This window comes from Ruegeria profundi (genome assembly GCF_001507545.1).
In the GTDB taxonomy this organism is placed as follows: domain Bacteria; phylum Pseudomonadota; class Alphaproteobacteria; order Rhodobacterales; family Rhodobacteraceae; genus Ruegeria; species Ruegeria profundi.
Genome location: NZ_LQBP01000018.1, coordinates 14,939 through 30,726 on the forward strand (window position 1 = coordinate 14,939; position 15,788 = coordinate 30,726).

General features: G+C 57.1%; 15 protein-coding genes. 6 read left to right on the forward strand and 9 right to left on the reverse strand.

Features of this window, described 5'->3' with window-relative positions; genetic code table 11:
* Positions 1–56 precede the first annotated feature (56 nt).
* On the forward strand, positions 57–2,060 hold the full coding sequence (locus AVO44_RS20065; RefSeq protein ID WP_068341131.1) for a hydantoinase/oxoprolinase family protein: 2,004 nt from the start codon (positions 57–59) through the stop codon (positions 2,058–2,060).
* Between the two features lie 21 nt (positions 2,061–2,081).
* On the opposite strand, the gene msrA is transcribed toward AVO44_RS20065, so the two are convergent.
* Positions 2,082–2,591 carry a peptide-methionine (S)-S-oxide reductase MsrA gene (gene msrA, locus AVO44_RS20070; RefSeq protein ID WP_068341134.1) on the reverse strand — a complete coding sequence of 170 codons (510 nt, stop codon included), beginning with the start codon at positions 2,589–2,591 and terminating at the stop codon, positions 2,082–2,084.
* A complete protein-coding gene (gene msrB, locus AVO44_RS20075; protein ID WP_068341137.1) occupies positions 2,591–3,037 on the reverse strand; it encodes a peptide-methionine (R)-S-oxide reductase MsrB in 447 nt (148 codons plus the stop codon). Before msrB ends, msrA begins: the two co-directional genes overlap by 1 nt.
* Before the next feature lie 143 nt (positions 3,038–3,180).
* On the opposite strand from msrB, the gene AVO44_RS20080 reads away from it, so the two are divergent.
* The gene (locus AVO44_RS20080; protein WP_068341140.1) at positions 3,181–3,702 is read left to right on the forward strand and encodes a glutathione peroxidase; all 522 of its coding nucleotides are present in this window, start codon (positions 3,181–3,183) and stop codon (positions 3,700–3,702) included.
* Here the strand turns inward: AVO44_RS20080 and AVO44_RS20085 are convergent.
* Complete coding sequence (locus tag AVO44_RS20085) at positions 3,678–4,565, reverse strand: DMT family transporter (protein WP_068341142.1); 888 nt, start codon at positions 4,563–4,565, stop codon at positions 3,678–3,680. The two genes, AVO44_RS20080 and AVO44_RS20085, sit on opposite strands and share 25 nt — an antisense overlap.
* A gap of 277 nt (positions 4,566–4,842) precedes the next feature.
* Here AVO44_RS20085 and AVO44_RS20090 point away from each other — a divergent pair, with 277 nt between their 5' ends.
* Positions 4,843–5,133, forward strand: a complete 291-nt coding sequence (locus AVO44_RS20090; RefSeq protein ID WP_233422043.1) for a hypothetical protein — start codon at positions 4,843–4,845, stop codon at positions 5,131–5,133.
* A 75-nt stretch (positions 5,134–5,208) separates the two neighbouring features.
* On the opposite strand, the gene AVO44_RS20095 is transcribed toward AVO44_RS20090, so the two are convergent.
* The 4 genes from AVO44_RS20095 to AVO44_RS20110 form a co-directional block, all read right to left on the reverse strand.
* On the reverse strand, positions 5,209–5,496 hold the full coding sequence (locus AVO44_RS20095) for an HU family DNA-binding protein (RefSeq protein ID WP_068341148.1): 288 nt from the start codon (positions 5,494–5,496) through the stop codon (positions 5,209–5,211).
* Positions 5,497–5,626: 130 nt separating this feature from the next.
* Positions 5,627–7,090, reverse strand: a complete 1,464-nt coding sequence (locus tag AVO44_RS20100; protein WP_068341151.1) for an AMP nucleosidase — start codon at positions 7,088–7,090, stop codon at positions 5,627–5,629.
* Positions 7,087–8,889 (reverse strand): adenine deaminase, encoded by a 1,803-nt coding sequence (gene ade, locus AVO44_RS20105; protein ID WP_068341154.1) that lies wholly within the window; start codon positions 8,887–8,889, stop codon positions 7,087–7,089. Before ade ends, AVO44_RS20100 begins: the two co-directional genes overlap by 4 nt.
* Before the next feature lie 144 nt (positions 8,890–9,033).
* Positions 9,034–9,909, reverse strand: coding sequence for a LysR family transcriptional regulator (locus tag AVO44_RS20110; RefSeq protein WP_068341156.1), 876 nt, complete (start codon positions 9,907–9,909; stop codon positions 9,034–9,036).
* A gap of 116 nt (positions 9,910–10,025) precedes the next feature.
* Here AVO44_RS20110 and AVO44_RS20115 point away from each other — a divergent pair, with 116 nt between their 5' ends.
* Both AVO44_RS20115 and AVO44_RS20120 read left to right on the forward strand, forming a co-directional pair.
* Positions 10,026–10,781 carry a class II aldolase and adducin N-terminal domain-containing protein gene (locus AVO44_RS20115; protein WP_068341158.1) on the forward strand — a complete coding sequence of 252 codons (756 nt, stop codon included), beginning with the start codon at positions 10,026–10,028 and terminating at the stop codon, positions 10,779–10,781.
* 11 nt (positions 10,782–10,792) lie between these two features.
* Positions 10,793–11,782, forward strand: coding sequence for a sterol desaturase family protein (locus AVO44_RS20120; RefSeq protein WP_068341160.1), 990 nt, complete (start codon positions 10,793–10,795; stop codon positions 11,780–11,782).
* Between the two features lie 4 nt (positions 11,783–11,786).
* On the opposite strand, the gene AVO44_RS20125 is transcribed toward AVO44_RS20120, so the two are convergent.
* Positions 11,787–12,419, reverse strand: a complete 633-nt coding sequence (locus AVO44_RS20125) for a class I SAM-dependent DNA methyltransferase (RefSeq protein ID WP_068341162.1) — start codon at positions 12,417–12,419, stop codon at positions 11,787–11,789.
* Between the two features lie 89 nt (positions 12,420–12,508).
* Between AVO44_RS20125 and AVO44_RS20130 the strand changes: the two genes are divergently transcribed.
* Positions 12,509–13,354, forward strand: a complete 846-nt coding sequence (locus tag AVO44_RS20130; protein ID WP_068341165.1) for an SDR family oxidoreductase — start codon at positions 12,509–12,511, stop codon at positions 13,352–13,354.
* Positions 13,355–13,357: 3 nt separating this feature from the next.
* On the opposite strand, the gene AVO44_RS20135 is transcribed toward AVO44_RS20130, so the two are convergent.
* Positions 13,358–14,977 carry a GMC family oxidoreductase gene (locus AVO44_RS20135; protein ID WP_068341168.1) on the reverse strand — a complete coding sequence of 540 codons (1,620 nt, stop codon included), beginning with the start codon at positions 14,975–14,977 and terminating at the stop codon, positions 13,358–13,360.
* Positions 14,978–15,788 lie beyond the last annotated feature (811 nt).

Genomic DNA, 15,788 nt, shown 5'->3' on the forward strand with positions numbered 1-15,788 from the left:
GGACGTGTCGGTCCAAACCGTTACACCCAACGACAGCGAACAGGAAGGAGTTCCAGATGGCGCTGGCTTTGGGGGTGGATACGGGTGGAACCTACACGGACGCGGTTCTGATTCGGGATGAGCGTGAGGTGATCGCCTCGGCCAAGTCCCTGACGACGCGGTCTGATCTGGCAATTGGCGTCGGTAAGGCGATTCAGGCAGTTCTGGACGCGGCGCAGGTGGCGCCAGAGCAAATCTCGATGGCATCGCTGTCGACCACATTGGCGACGAATGCACTGGTCGAGGGGCAGGGCGGGCGCGTGGCGCTGATCTATATCGGGTTCAAGGAAGACGACCTTGGTAAGCACGGTCTGAGGGATGCGCTGAAAGGTGATCCGGCCCTCGTCTTATCAGGCGGTCATACCCATGCCGGAGGACAGGCTGCTCCGCTGGACATTGCGGCGCTGGAGTCGTTTTTAGCCTCTCACAAAGGCATTTCTGGCTTTGCGGTGGCCGCTCAATTCGCCACGCGCAACCCCGCGCATGAGTTAGAGGCCGCGCGATTCATTGCGGATAGGACCGGTGCGCCGGTGACGTGTTCGCATCATCTTTCAGCCAAGCTAAACGGTCCGAAACGCGCCGTTACAGCGGTTTTGAATGCCCGTTTGATCGGAATGATTGACCGCTTGATCGGGCGGGCCCAGGATCAGCTATTGGAGCTTGGCATAACCGCCCCGATGATGGTTGTACGCGGCGATGGCGCATTAATGAGCGCCGAGCAAGCGCGTGAGCGACCGATTGAAACGATCCTAAGCGGTCCGGCGGCGTCCATTGTTGGGGCAAGCTGGCTGACGGGGGCTGATAACGCGTTGGTTTCGGATATTGGCGGCACGACCACGGATGTTGCACTGATCCGGGATGGGAAACCGGCGATAGATCCAGCAGGTGCACAGGTCGGCGGGTTTCGCACTATGGTCGAGGCCGTGGCGATGCGGACTCATGGTTTGGGCGGTGACAGTCAGGTGCATGCTGTGACCGAAGGCTTGGGCGGCGGGGTGTTTCTGGGGCCGCGGCGGGTGGTGCCAGTCTCTCTGATTGCGTCAGAAGCCCCCGAAATCGTTCATGCCGTTTTGGATGCGCAGCTACGGTCGACCACTGTTGGTGAACATGACACGCGCTTTGCGCGGCTTGTTCCCGGTATTCACGCCGGGGGGTTGGGTGGACGCGAAGAGGCTTTGATCGAGCGGTTGGGAGACCGGGTTATGCCGCTGAGCGATCTGTTGCGCACCCGGATGGAGAACGGGGCCCTGACGCGTCTGGTGGATCGAGGGATCGTTCAGGTTTCGGGCGTCACGCCATCAGATGCCAGCCACGTACTGGGCCGGCTGGATAGCTGGGATGCTGAGGCTGCCGAGAAAGCGCTGGAACTGATGGCACGCAAGCGTGTGGGAACTGGTGACAGGCTGGCAGCCGCGCCCAGAAACTTGGCGGAGATGATTGTACATCAGCTAACGGAACAGACCGTTTTGACCCTATTAGAGACTGCTTTTGCCGAAGAAGCAGATAATTTCGGTCTGCCACCCGCCGATTTAGCCCGCCATGTTCTGACGCGCAAAGGCTTGTCAAAGCATCGTGGGCTTTTGGCGCTGGATGCAGCGTTGAATGTGGATGTGGTGGGGCTTGGCGCGTCGGCCCCCAGCTATTACCCGGCAGTTGGTGAACGCTTGCACGCCCGGATGATCCTGCCTGAGCACGCAGGCGTGGCCAATGCCATCGGTGCCGTGGTCGGGCGGCTTACTCTGCGCCGGTCCGGGACGGTGACATCCCCGTCCGAGGGGCGCTATAGGGTTCATCTTGAAGATGGTCCGCAAGACTTTACCGAATCCGACACGGCACTGGACATGCTTGAATCTGTGCTGCGGGATCAGGCAGAAGGCGCCGTTCGCGAAGCCGGGGCTGCGGATATCCGGGTCGTGGTCGATCGGGACATCCGCACCGCACGGATCGAAGCGCAAGACGTGTTCGTCGAGGCGATGATCACTGTTGAGGCCAGTGGTCGGCCTCGCGTGGCGTCAGGGTAGCCCCGCAAGGGGGCTGCCTCACTATTCTGCCGCGTCGCGCTTGGGCAGCACCCAATCTGCACGTGGGAAATGGCAGGTATAGCCGTTCGGGATACGCTCAAGATAGTCCTGATGCTCAGGCTCGGCCTCCCAGAAATCACCGACAGGCTCGACCTCGGTTACAACCTTGCCCGGCCATAGCCCGCTCGCATTCACGTCGGCAATCGTGTCCAGGGCCACTTGTTTCTGCGCGTCGTCAACATAGTAAATCGCCGATCGATAGCTCATCCCGCGATCATTGCCCTGACGGTTCAGCGTTGTTGGATCGTGAATCTGAAAGAAGAACTCCAGCAATTCGCGATAGGTGATTTTTGTTGGATCGAAAAAGATCTCGATCCCTTCGGCATGGGTTCCGTGGTTGCGATAAGTTGCGTTTGGTACGTCACCGCCCGTATAGCCGACACGGGTGCGCGACACCCCCGGCAATTTGCGGATCAGGTCCTGCATGCCCCAGAAACAGCCCCCGGCCAGTACGGCACGTTCTTCGGTCATCAGATATCCTCCACATGGTTCAGGTAATCGCCGTACCCTTCGGCCTCCATCTCATCGCGATGAATGAACCGCAGCGCGGCAGAGTTGATGCAATATCGCAGGCCGCCATGCTCGCGCGGCCCATCAGGAAACACGTGGCCCAGATGGCTGTCCCCGTGTTTCGAGCGTACTTCGACCCGCACCATGCCAAGACTTGTGTCAGATTTTTCCAGCACGTGTTCATCAATGATTGGCTTGGTAAAGCTGGGCCAGCCGCACCCAGATTCGTATTTATGGGTGGAGGCAAACAGTGGCTCGCCTGATACGATATCCACGTAGATGCCCGGTTCCTTGTTGTGCAGGTACGCGCCCGTTCCCGGACGTTCAGTGCCGTTGCGTTGCGTCACGCGAAGCTGTTCGGGTGTCAAGGCAGCAATGGCTTCACTGGATTTGGTGAAACGCGTCATGGTTCCTCCCGCTTGGTTTGACTGATATGTAATCTGGTGCGCCAGAGAGGAAATAAAAAGCCCATTTCAGCGGCCTCGCGGTGTCGTGTGTATGATCCACGTGGGCGGTTGCCGCGTATACCTATTATATCGGAGGGGTAGAAATGGTTCGTGTACTTCTTTTGACCGCTTTAATCCTGATTGGTCGCACCGTTCAAGCGTCACAGATGAGTGGTGAGTTTCCGTCGATCGACGGGGGCACATTGTCGATAGAGGATTGGCGAGGCCAGGCGGTTCTGGTGGTGAACACGGCGTCGCAATGTGGATTTACGGGCCAGTACGAAGCACTCCAACAAGTTCATGAAGAGTATTCGGATCGTGGATTGGTCGTGTTGGCCGTACCGTCGGATTCGTTCAATCAAGAGCTGAACTCGGCCGAAGACGTTAAGCAGTTTTGCGACGTGAATTTTGGCCTGACCCTGCCGATGACCGATATCACACCGGTCATCGGGCCGGATGCGCACCCTTTTTACAAGGCAGTCCGGGCCGAGACCGGGTTTGCACCGCGTTGGAATTTCAACAAGGTTTTACTTGATAAAAATGGCTCTGTCGTCGCCACGTTTGGATCGAATGTCCGGCCGGATTCGTCAAAGCTGCTGCGTCAGGTCGAGGCCGTGCTTCCCTGAGATGGCTGCCGCGACAGCTGCACAGCCAGAATGCCCAAGGTGGTGATCCCCACCCCGACTAAATCCAGCGGTCCGAGTTGTTCCCCCAAAAGGATCGCCGCGATGCTGACACCGAACACCGGATTGAGGAAATGGAAGGTTGCGGCACGGGTCGCACCGATCCGATCCAGCAACAACACCCAGATCAGGGTGGCCAACAGACCTGGAAACAGCGTCGTATAAGTGAACGCCAGCGCAAGGGGTACGGTTGGGTGAATGAATATTGTCTCAAACATGGGCGCGGCAACAAACAGGGCCGCCGAACCCACCAACATCTGTAACCCGACCACCATCATGAAGTTTCCACCTGATGTGGCGCCGCGAATGGTGAGCGTTGCAAATGTCAGCGCCAAAGCGCCGATGCAGCACAGTGTTACGCCGAATAGATCGACACCACCGCCGATGCGGGTGCTCAGGATAAGTGCGACGCCTGCGAATCCGGCAAACAAGCCTAATACCGCGACCGGTCGTAGCTTTTCGCCCAGAAACAGAAAACCCGCAAATGCCACCAGAAGGGGCATGGTGGACGCGATTATGGCCGCTACCGAGGCTTCAACCGTTTGCATTGCATAGAAATTTAGACCCAAATAAAGGGCATTCTGGCAGATACCGAACAAAATCGTTGCACGCCATTGGGATCGTGTCAGATGCCAGCTTTGCCCCATCACACGGGCAATTACGACCCCGAGGCAACCCGAGATCAAAAACCGCAGCGCCAATGAAAACAAGGGTGAAGCATCCGCGACGATGATCCGGGCCGAGGTGAAGGCTGACGACCAGATGAAGGCAAAAACCAGCCCCATGGCGATTGCGCGAAAATCCATTGGTCCCCCATTAACACGGTGGGACTTTTTCTGATTTTCAGGTGGGTCGCAAGCATCCTTGTCAAAAATACCATGCCTTTAGCACAGGCATGGCTGTCACGATTTTGTTGGTTGGCCTTGCGATGTAAGACACGCATCAAAAAACAAACAACGAGAACATAGTCGCGCGTTGCCCGCTGACCTCAATCTGGATTTCCGAATGATCTGATCGGCTCAATGACCTTGCTCTGAACGAAAACGGAGTACATTCGCCCGGTTTTTGTTATGCGGGTCAGAGTTGGCAGAGCTTACTGCTACGCTATCTTCCGGTAAAGGCAACTGGGATAAACACAGAATGTTGGAAGAAAAACGCAAAGACCTTGATGCTGAAAAGCAGAAGAAGATCCTGCTGCGGCTTGTTAACGAACTCAGTCAGTCCTCACCGGACTTGTACTACAGGCCAACTAGCGACATTGCGGCATATCTTGAGAAATATATTCGTGGCGATGCAAAGCTGACGGTGGATGAACGTACGTTGATGAACCGGCTCAGCCGCCGCGATCTGGAAGTATTATTGAGCCTGCACTAACGCCATAGAAACTGACACCATAGAAAAAGGGCCCCCGATCGGGTGGCCCTTCATCATTGTTCATGCTGCCTGCGATTAGCCGTTGACGCTGTCCTTAAGCGCCTTCGCAATGGTCATCTTGACCACTTTGTCGGCTTCTTTCTTGAACTGCTCGCCAGTGGCAGGGTTGCGCACCATGCGCTCGGGGCGCTCGCGGCAATAGATTTTGCCGACGCCAGGCAAGGTCACCGCACCACCAGCCGATACTTCGCGGGTAATCAGGCCAGTGATAGCCTCCAGCGCGCTGTTGGCGGCTTTCTTGTCGGTTCCCATTTCCTCAGCGAGAGCAGCAACCAGCTGAGTCTTTGTCATAGGCTTTGCCATTTCTTGGTCTCCTTAACGTGCCCGATAGATTGGGCCTCACCGCGTAACTGTAACGGGATATTGTGGTCAAACACAACGAATAGTAGCGTTGAAAACCCTAAAAATAGGGGGGTTTCGTTGCTTTTTTGCGTCAGAGAAAGGCTGTTTCGTCAAACGAACGCAATTTCCGGCTGTGTAAACGCTCCAGCGGCATGCCGCGCAGGTGTTCCATCGCTCGTATTCCAATCGCCAAATGACGGCTGACCTGAGTGGTATAAAACGCCGAAGCCATACCGGGCAGCTTAAGTTCGCCATGCAGCGGTTTGTCTGACACACACAGCAAAGTGCCATAGGGCACCCGGAACCGATAGCCGTTTGCAGCAATGGTGGCGCTTTCCATATCAAGCGCGATTGCGCGGGATTGGCTGAGTCGCTGCACCGGGCCAGACTGGTCGCGCAATTCCCAGTTGCGGTTGTCGACCGAGGCAACTGTACCGGTTCGCATGATCCGCTTAAGTTCATAACCTTCCAGTTCCGTAACCTCGGCCACGGCGCGTTCCAGCGCCACCTGAATCTCGGCCAGTGGCGGGATCGGCACCCAGACCGGCAAATCATCATCCAGAACCTTGTCTTCACGCAGATAGGCATGGGCCAGCACGAAATCCCCCAGGGCCTGGGTGTTGCGCAACCCGGCGCAATGGCCGACCATCAGCCAGGCGTGCGGGCGCAGTACGGCTATGTGGTCCGTGGCAGTTTTGGCGTTCGACGGGCCAACGCCGATGTTCACAAGCGTGATCCCGGACCCGTCGGCACGTTTCAGGTGATAAGTGGGCATCTGCGGCAGTTTCAAAGGCTGTTCAATCACGCCATCTGGGTCCGTAATTTCGGCATTCCCGGTCGAGACGAAGCTGGTATAGCCGCTGTCGGGGTTCGCCAGTTGCGCACGGGCGTAGCTTTCAAACTCAGATACATAGAACTGGTAGTTGGTGAAAAGAACGTGGTTCTGAAAATGATCGGGGTCGGTTGCGGTGTAGTGTGACAGCCGCGCAAGCGAATAGTCCACCCGCTGCGCAGTGAACAGCGAAAGCGGTCCGGGGTTGCCCTCGGCATCATGGACGCCGTTGACGATGTCGTCATTGGTTGAGGTCAGATCCGGTACGTCAAACACATCGCGCAGGGTGAAACTGGCCGCCCCCTGATGTGGAACCACGAGGTCTGGATTGTTGGCCACGGCGAAATGCACCGGAATCGGCGTGTCGGACGCGCCGATTGTCACCGGTTGATCGTGGTTCTTGATCAGCAGCGCGATCTGCTGGGTCAGGTATGAGCGGAACAGATCTGGGCGGGTGACAGTCGTCGCATGAGTGCCCGGTTCCGATACATGACCAAAGCTCAGTCGGCTGTCGACCTGCGCATAAGATGAGGTCTTGATGCGGATCTCTGGGTAATAGGCCCTGTATCGTTCAGTCGGAGTCTCTCCATCCATCGCGTCTGCAAAGCTGTCGCAGAGGAATTGGGTGGCTTGGGTATACAGCTCTTCCAGGCGAGCAACTGCTTCAGCGGGGTCTTTGAATGTGTCCGGGGTCGGAACATCAGGTGTTCTTATAATCGTCATGCAAGGGGTTCCAGAAGGTCGATCTTTTTGAATGTCCGCACGTCCACCAGACCAAGGTCTGAAATCCGCAGCTCGGGGATCACGACAAGGGCCAACAGTGAGTGCTGCATATACGCGTTGTTCAATTGGCAACCGCAAGCCTGCATTGCAGCAACCATCTGTTCTGCTTTTGCCGCGACATCGGTTGCCAGGCTGTCTGACATCAGGCCCGCGATCGGAAGCTCAACCAAAGCCAATTCTTCGCCATCGCGGTAAATGGTGATACCGCCGCCGACCTCAGCCAGACGGTTCGCGGCCAGTGCCATCTGCTCGCGGTCAGTGCCGACCACGATCATGTGGTGACTGTCATGCGCAACGGTTGAGGCCATCGCCATTTTGCCCTGATACCCAAAGCCCGAGACAAAGGCATTGGTCACGCCCCCGGTCGCGCGATGGCGTTCGACCAACGCGATCTGGCAAACATCTCCTTCCCCTTCGACAAGGCCGCCGATGATCGGCAGCTCGGCCTTCAGCGCCTTTGTGGGTGCTTGGTTCTCAACAACACCAATCACATTGGCCTGCACACGATTGGCACCAACGGGCGCTTTGATTTCGAAATCTGTGTCTGTCAGCGTATGGCCCAGATGCACGGTATTGCGTGCGGTGTCTGGCCAGTTCAGATGTGGGCAGTCAACTGTGATCGTGCCGTTCTCGGCCACCACCTGACCACGGGCGATGACCATTTCGATGGGCAGCTCCGTCAGGTCCGAACTCAGCACAACATCTGCTCGTCGTCCCGGAGTGATTGAACCGATCTCACGCTCCAGCCCGAAATGGGTTGCGGTGTTGATTGTCGCCATCTGCAAAGCCACAAGCGGATCACAGCCGCAGGCAATTGCATGGCGTACAACGCGGTTCATGTGCCCTTCATTGACCAACGTGCCCGAGTGGCAGTCATCCGTACACAGGACAAAGTTCCGCGGGTCCAGCCCCTTTTCAGTAATGGCTGTGATCTGGCTTTCGACATCATACCAGGCCGAGCCCAGTCGCATCATCGACCGCATCCCTTGCCGAACCCTGGCAATTGCGTCAGCATCGCATGTCCCTTCGTGATCATCCGCTGGACCTCCGGCCACATAAGCCGCGAAGTCTGGTCCTAAATCAGGTGATGCATAGTGTCCGCCCACGGTTTTGCCGGCGTTCTGCGTTGCTGCGATTTCGGCCAGCATCTTGGGGTCGCCCTGGATGACACCGGGGAAATTCATCATCTCACCCAGTCCGATGATACCGGGCCAGGTCATCGCGTCGGCAACGTCCTCGGGCGTGATCTCGTACCCAGTTGTCTCAAGCCCCGGTGCTGAAGGCGCGCAAGAGGGCATTTGGGTATAGATGTTCACTGGCTGCATCAGTGCTTCGTCATGCATCATGCGTACGCCGTCCAGCCCCAACACGTTGGCGATTTCATGCGGGTCCGTGAACATCGAGGTCGTACCATGAGGAATCACCGCACGGGCAAATTCGGCCGGGGTCAGCATGCCCGATTCGATATGCATGTGCGCGTCGCAAAGGCCGGGCAACATATAACGGCCCTGCGCCTCGATGATTTGTGTATCAGGACCCACGCAATGGGATGCATCCGGTCCAACAAATGCGATGCGCCCTGCCGCGATGGCGATATCGTGGTTGGGCAAGGTCTCACGGCTGTGCACATTTACCCAGATGCCGCCACGGATGATCAAATTCGCAGCCTCGCGTCCTGCGGCGACGGCAATTAATCGAGGGGCGACTTCGGGCCAGCTTGGGAAGGGTGTGTATTCCATGACGCAACTTTCCTGAATGCTGAGAAAGGTGCAACCCCCGTCGAACAGCTATCATGAAACCGTCACGCAGCGCGTCAGCGCTGCCGGGCCCAACCTGAGGAGATGTCGCGCAGCGGCGTCGACGATGGGCGGGAGCACCCTTGATTACCGTAGTTGGTCCACCTGCATCTCACGGCGAACCCAATCGGCAAACGCGACAGCGCCCGGAGTCTCTTCGGCCTGGGGTGAAAGCAGCAGGTAATAGGCCTCGGGCATTTCGGCACGATAGGAAAAGGGTGCCCACAGCCGTCCCTGCTCAATCAGGTCGCGCGCAATTGTATCATGGGTCAGGCACAGCCCACCGCCGGACATCGCAACCGATAAGCTAACCAGATAGGTGTTTGAATACACAATGGGCGGATTTTCCCACATCAGAGCCTGATCTTGGACCCAATTCATCCAATTGGACATCAGGTTTGAGCAGTCAAATAGTGGTTTTTGTTGCAGCGTCTCCAACGTCACCTGATAGCCCGGCGCGCAAACCGGGTAATAGTAGTCGGTTCGCAGCAATTCTGTCCGCACCGTATCGGATGGTCGCAGCGAATAGCGTATCTCTACCGCAGCACCCTCGGCCATTTCGCGGGGCTCCCACAGGTCGGTGAAGATGTTCAGGTGCACATCGGGATGCTCGGTCTGGAATTTTGGCAGGCGCGGAGCCAGCCAGTTTACAGCGAAACTGATGTTGCTTTGGACCTGAACCGCATTCTGCTGCGCGCCCGTGACCGCCTGTGTGCCACGCACCAGTGTCCGGAAAGCGTCACGCACAACAGGAAGATAGGTGATGCCTGCCTCGGTCAGTTCCAGCGCTCGTGGCTGGCGTAGGAATAAGGGCTGGCCCAGATACCCTTCAAGAGACTTTATCTGCTGACTGACCGCGCTTTGGGTCATGTTCAGGTCACGGGCCGCACCGGTGAAGGACATATGGCGCGCTGCAGCTTCGAATGTGCGCAGCCAGCCAAGCGGCGGAAGCGGTGTCTGCACGACATAACCTTGCCATTAGTTCAACTAATGCTCTACCTGCGTATTTTTCGTTGGTCAAACTCTGGTTGCCAAGGCACCCTGTCCCACAGCCCTTGCCAGCCTGATCGGAGACGCCAATGACCGTCACAAACCTGCGCCCAAATATCGACTACTGGACCGAACGAGTAGATCTGGCCGCGACTTTCCGCTGGACAGAGCGGCTGAACATGCATGAAGGCGTGGCAAATCATTTCAGCCTAGCTGTCAACGACGAGGGAACACAGTTTCTGATGAATCCCAACCAGATGCATTTTGCCCGCGTGAAAGCATCGAATCTGCTGCTGCTCGACGCCAATGACCCGAATGTCATGTCCCAGCCCGGTGCCCCGGATCCGACGGCATGGGGGCTGCACGGCTCGATCCATCGCCAATGCCCGCATGCGCGCTGCGTGATGCATGTGCATTCAATCTTTGCCACTGTTCTGGCGTCTCTGGCAGATAGCAGTTTGCCACCAATTGATCAGAACACGGCGACGTTCTTCAACCGGTATGTGGTTGATGAGGAATTTGGCGGGCTTGCTTTTGAAAGCGAAGGCGCGCGCTGTGCCTCAATGCTGTCGGATCCGAAAAAGAAGGTGATGATCATGGGCAACCACGGGGTGCTGGTGATCGGCAGCGACCCGGCAGATACCTTCAATCGCCTCTACTATTTCGAGCGCGCGGCGGAGACCTATATCCGCGCGCTTCAAACCGGCCAGCCCCTGCGTGTGCTGTCCGACGCGATCGCCGAGAAGACTGCGCAGGAATTGGACGACTATCCCGATCAGGCCGAAGCGCATTTGCGCGAGATCAAAGCTCTGCTGGATGCCGAAGGTTCCGATTACGCCACATAAAGGGTATCGACATGACCGACGCCTCACAGGATCCCGAAACTGCCCGCTGGCACTATCGCCCGAAAGGGCCGGTCGGGTTGAACCCGTTATTCAGTTGGCCCCCTCGCCCTAGTGCTGTTTTGAAATGGTATAGCGGAGCGTGGTTGCAAATCACGTCATTGACGCTGTGCATGGTGCTGGCCGTAACAGCATACATATTCTTTTTCCCTGCGTTAGAGACGATGCAAAGCTTTGCTCCGGGCTGGATGTTTCGCATCTGGCTGCTGAATATGGTGCCTCAGATATTGATCGCGGGTGGTCTTCATTGGTGGCTGTACATGCGCAAAGGACAGGGCATGTACAAGAAGTTCGACCGCCGGGATCTGACACGGAACAATGGCAATTTCACCTTCCGCAATCAGGTCTGGGACAATATCTGGTGGACGCTTGGCAGTGCGATGACTGTGGCGACCGTGTATCAGTGGATCATTTATTGGGCGATGGCCAACGGATATGTGCCCACCATGACCTGGGCCAGCGCGCCGGTTTGGTGTGTAGTCTGGATGGCATTCATTCCCATGTGGTCAGGCTTGCACTTTTACTGGGTGCATCGTCTGGCGCATCACCCCAAGCTCTACAAACACGTCCATGCCGTGCATCATCGTAATGTGAACATCGGGCCGTGGTCGGGCATTTCGAACCACTGGTACGAGAACCTGCTATATTTCTCTGGCTACTTTGTCCACCTGATCGTGCCGTCGCATCCGCTGCACGTGGTATTCCACACGTATTTCCAGCAGATCAGCCCTGTTCTGTCGCATTCCGGTTTCGAAAAGCTGAGGGCTGGAAACACCGATGCCGCCCGCGCCGGTGATTTCTTTCATCAACTGCATCACCGGTATTTCGAGTGCAACTATGGCACCTCCGAGATTCCGTTCGACAAATGGTTTGGCACCTATCACGACGGCACCGCCGAAGCGACGACCCGCACCAGCGCGTTCAAAAAGCAGATGTACACCTAGGGGGTCAGGTCCGTTCGAACAACGCAATCAGCGCCGTGTCATCCTTGTTGGGACCGGCGGCGAGTTCGCCGTAAATACGCACCTCTGGCAGGGTAAGGTTTTGTATCTCGCCCTGCGTTAGTCTTTGCAGAGTTTCGGCGAAGTGCATCTTTTCATAGTGCTTTGCATTGATCGACAACGCGAATTGTGCGCCGGGCCGGGCGATACGCAGCAGGGCGGGCAACGCCTCGGCGCCCAGATGACCGTGGGTGAACGTGCCAGACGAGACAATGCCCGCATAGCTGTTGTCCGGGACTGGAATGCCCTGGTTCAGATCGGCTTCGATCGCGTCTCGATAGATGGCCTTGCGCATGGCCTGATCCAGCATCTCGGCGCTGATATCGGTTGCATCAATCGGACCGACGCCCAGCCCAGCCAGAATCGCACCGCATAAGCCCGTACCTGCACCTACATCCAGAACCGGTCCCTGGCCGCCAGCGGCCACAAACGCGCGCGCTGTATGGATATGCAGCTGATAATCTTCGAGCGCGGCAAAGCCTTCGTCATAGTCTCCGGCCCATTCGGCATATAACCGTTTATGGTCTTCCGGAGTGTCCAGCGCATAGGCGGCGTGTAGGTTGGGTGTTTTCTTACTCATGCTTCAATGAAAAGCGCATCGAAGGATTCGATCAAGTATTCTGACGCAGATGCTTGCATCCACCGGGATTGCGGATCATCAAGGGTGCCATGACAGGTACTCTTTTTTCCTTCGGCCACGGGTATTCGGCACAGGCTTTGTCCCGCCTGTTGTCACCCCAGGGCTGGACCATTCGCGGGACTACACGCGATCCGGCCCAATTCCACACGATTCGCGCATCCGGCGCAGAGCCTTTCGTTTGGCCGGGGCAGTCTCCGGACTTGAATGGGGTGACGCATCTGTTGATCTCGACCGCGCCGAATGCCGAGGGCGATCCGGTTCTGGCGGTTTTGAAAGAAGAAATCGCAGCGAGGGCTGCGCAGTTTCAATGGGTCGGATATCTGTCGACTACAGCAGTCTATGGCGATCATCAGGGCGCATGGGTGGACGAATCCACGCCGGCCGCCCCGACGGCCAAGCGGGGCAGATGGCGGCTGGAGGCTGAGCAACAATGGCTTGGCATCCCGGAACTGCCCGTACATATCTTTCGGCTGGCCGGTATTTATGGCCCCGGCCGCGGACCGTTTTCCAAGCTCAAGCGTGTGGGCATGCGTCGCATCATAAAGCCCGGGCAGGTGTTTTCACGCATTCATGTGGCAGATATCGCGCAAGTTCTTGCAGCGTCGATGGCTGCGCCGAATCCCGGCGCGGTTTACAATGTGTGCGATGATGAACCGGTGCCGCCGCAAGACGTAATCGCCTATGCGGCCGAGCTGCAAGGGCTGCCCTTGCCCCCAGCCGTGCCGTTTGACGAAGCTGACCTGACACCGATGGCCCGAAGCTTTTATAGCGAGAACAAGCGCGTCAGGAATGACCGTATCAAGGATGAACTGGGCGTGCGCCTGCTGTACCCGGATTATCGCAAAGGGTTGCAGGCACTGATGAGCGATGGCTGACCTTTAACGCGCAGCGGCCTTGATCAGGTCAGCCGCCTTTTCGGCGATCATGATCGTTGGTGCATTGGTGTTGCCAGAGACCAGAGTCGGCATAACCGAGGCATCGACAACACGCAGCCCCTCGATCCCATGCACGCGCAATTCGGGGTCAACCACGGCCATGTCATCCACACCCATCTTGCATGTTCCCACGGGGTGATAAATCGTATCGGCCCTGTCTCGGATGTGGCCTTCCCAATCTGCGTCCGTCTGGGCGGTGTCGGTTCCAAACATCTCTTTATGCCGATACTTCTCAAGAGCAGGCGCCTGAATGATGTCGCGCATCATGCGCGCACCTTTGATCATCGTCTCCAGATCACGATCATCGGACAGGAAGGCTGGATCAATGGCCGGTGGTGCAAACGGGTCGGAGCTGGTTAGCCCGACGGTCCCCCGGCTTTCGGGGCGGAGTTTGCAGACATGGCAGCTGAACCCGTGGCCATAATGCAGCTTTCGGGCGTGATCATCGACCAGTGAGATTACAAAATGAAGCTGAATATCGGGCCGATCCAGATCTGGGGACGTTTTCAGGAACCCCGCCCCCTCTGCAAAAGGCGTGGCCGCCATTGAAACTCCGGTTTGACGCCAGCGCCAAAGGTGGCGCAGCAGGTTGGCGGTAGCAAACGCTCCGATCCCGAAATTGTCGGTATCCCTGGTTTTGTAGGACAGGATGAAATCCAGATGATCCTGCAGGTTCTTGCCTACGCCGGGCAGGTTGTGACGCACGGCGATACCGTGCCGGGTCAAGTCCGCGCCCGACCCGATCCCTGAAAGTTGCAACAATTGCGGTGACATGAAGGCTCCTGCACAGATCAGCACCTCTCGCCGTGCTTTAACCGCAATGTCTGCGCCTTTGGCTTTCTTCTTGTAAACCACCCCGGTGGCGCGTTTCCCGTCAAACGTCAGTTCCTTGGCGTGGGCATGAGTTATGACCGTCAGGTTCGGACGCTCCATCACCGGATGGACATACGCTGCAGCGGCAGAACAACGTTCACCGTTTCGCGCCGGGTCGTGGAATTGCGTAACCTGGTAAAGACCAACACCTTCGTTGTCGCCGCGGTTGAAATCTTCCCTGCGGCGGTGCTGCATCTGTTCAGCCGCCTCAATGAACGCATGCGTTATAGGGCGGGGCTCTTTCTGGTGTGAGACCTGAAGCGGACCGCTGTCGCCATGTAGGTCATCTGCACCATCCTCATTATTCTCGGACCGCTTGAAATAGGGCAGGACGCTGTCCCAGTCCCACCCGGTGCAGCCATGTTCGGCCCACCCGTCATAGTCCTGACGCTGCCCCCTGATATACAGCATTGCATTGATCGCGCTGGATCCGCCCAGCACCTTGCCGCGCGGCTGATACCCGCGGCGCCCCTTCAGCCCTTGCTGTGGCACGGTCTCCAAAGCCCAGTTGTTGATCTTTGGCCGCCCCGGCAGCGCAGCAACCACAGCTGCGGGCATCCGCACCACAATACCGTCGCCACGCCCGCCGGCCTCAAGCAGGCAAACATGCGTGTCGGGGTCTTCGCTCAGTCGGTTTGCCAGAACAGAACCTGCTGACCCGCCGCCGACGATCACATAGTCAAATTCCATTCCGCTCTCCTTGGTGCTGGATCGGGCATGGTCCTGCCCGCCTTGTCCTTCTGATCAGAGAGTGGCGTAACTGCGAAAAAACACAATCTCCACAAATACCTTGTGACCCAAGGTTATATAGGGACGCAGTTGCGGAACCGAGTGTAGCCCGGGCCTCCGCCGAAGTTATCCCGAATTCAAACTGCAGAACTGCCATGAAACACAGCTTTCTTGTTGTCGTTGGTCTGGGATCACATAGAGGGACAAGATAGGATTGCGGCCGCAGATACGAAGATGAGCATGGGCGCGATTAATGACCCAATCTCGAAAACGGTTCTGAGAGAACGCCAAAGAGCTTGATGTTGTCTTTGCTAAAATCGTTCGTGACTTCATCTCGGGCGGCGTTTTCCGTGGCGCAAGGCTTTTGTGTATACCAAGCATTGGGTACGATTCCGCTAAAAGGTCGCCTGTTCGCCCACTTGAAGCAGTGTTTTGGCGGCTTCACAGTGAAAAATTTTAGCCTAACCAATTGTTTAAATTGGATTTAATGGGTTTCCCTTGAGAAATGTGAAGTTTTTTCAAAATGGGGGTTGCAGGTCCCAGACCTAATCCGTAAATACCCCTTCACCGGCGCTGCTGAGGCGGTTGTTGGGTCGCTGGAGACGGCGGGGACGCACTGGAGAGACGGTGGGACGCTCGGGAGAGACTGGGGGCATCTTGGGAATGAGTTAGGCGGGCGCGCTGATGTTTTGGCGCACTGGTCTGGTGTTTGGCTCTTGGTGTTATGTTCTTTGACATTGATGGATAACTGAAGAGATATGTGGGCGGTTTG

What these genes read in the sequence shown, in the direction of transcription:
- AVO44_RS20080 (WP_068341140.1), top strand. Translation starts at nt 3,181, where the DNA reads ATGGTTCGTGTACTTCTTTTGACCGCTTTAATCCTGATTGGTCGCACC.
- msrB (WP_068341137.1), bottom strand. Translation starts at nt 3,037, where the DNA reads ATGACGCGTTTCACCAAATCCAGTGAAGCCATTGCTGCCTTGACACCC.
- AVO44_RS20130 (WP_068341165.1), top strand. Translation starts at nt 12,509, where the DNA reads ATGACAGGTACTCTTTTTTCCTTCGGCCACGGGTATTCGGCACAGGCT.
- AVO44_RS20125 (WP_068341162.1), bottom strand. Translation starts at nt 12,419, where the DNA reads ATGAGTAAGAAAACACCCAACCTACACGCCGCCTATGCGCTGGACACT.
- AVO44_RS20135 (WP_068341168.1), bottom strand. Translation starts at nt 14,977, where the DNA reads ATGGAATTTGACTATGTGATCGTCGGCGGCGGGTCAGCAGGTTCTGTT.
- msrA (WP_068341134.1), bottom strand. Translation starts at nt 2,591, where the DNA reads ATGACCGAAGAACGTGCCGTACTGGCCGGGGGCTGTTTCTGGGGCATG.
- AVO44_RS20120 (WP_068341160.1), top strand. Translation starts at nt 10,793, where the DNA reads ATGACCGACGCCTCACAGGATCCCGAAACTGCCCGCTGGCACTATCGC.
- AVO44_RS20095 (WP_068341148.1), bottom strand. Translation starts at nt 5,496, where the DNA reads ATGGCAAAGCCTATGACAAAGACTCAGCTGGTTGCTGCTCTCGCTGAG.
- AVO44_RS20100 (WP_068341151.1), bottom strand. Translation starts at nt 7,090, where the DNA reads ATGACGATTATAAGAACACCTGATGTTCCGACCCCGGACACATTCAAA.
- AVO44_RS20065 (WP_068341131.1), top strand. Translation starts at nt 57, where the DNA reads ATGGCGCTGGCTTTGGGGGTGGATACGGGTGGAACCTACACGGACGCG.
- AVO44_RS20115 (WP_068341158.1), top strand. Translation starts at nt 10,026, where the DNA reads ATGACCGTCACAAACCTGCGCCCAAATATCGACTACTGGACCGAACGA.
- ade (WP_068341154.1), bottom strand. Translation starts at nt 8,889, where the DNA reads ATGGAATACACACCCTTCCCAAGCTGGCCCGAAGTCGCCCCTCGATTA.
- AVO44_RS20085 (WP_068341142.1), bottom strand. Translation starts at nt 4,565, where the DNA reads ATGGATTTTCGCGCAATCGCCATGGGGCTGGTTTTTGCCTTCATCTGG.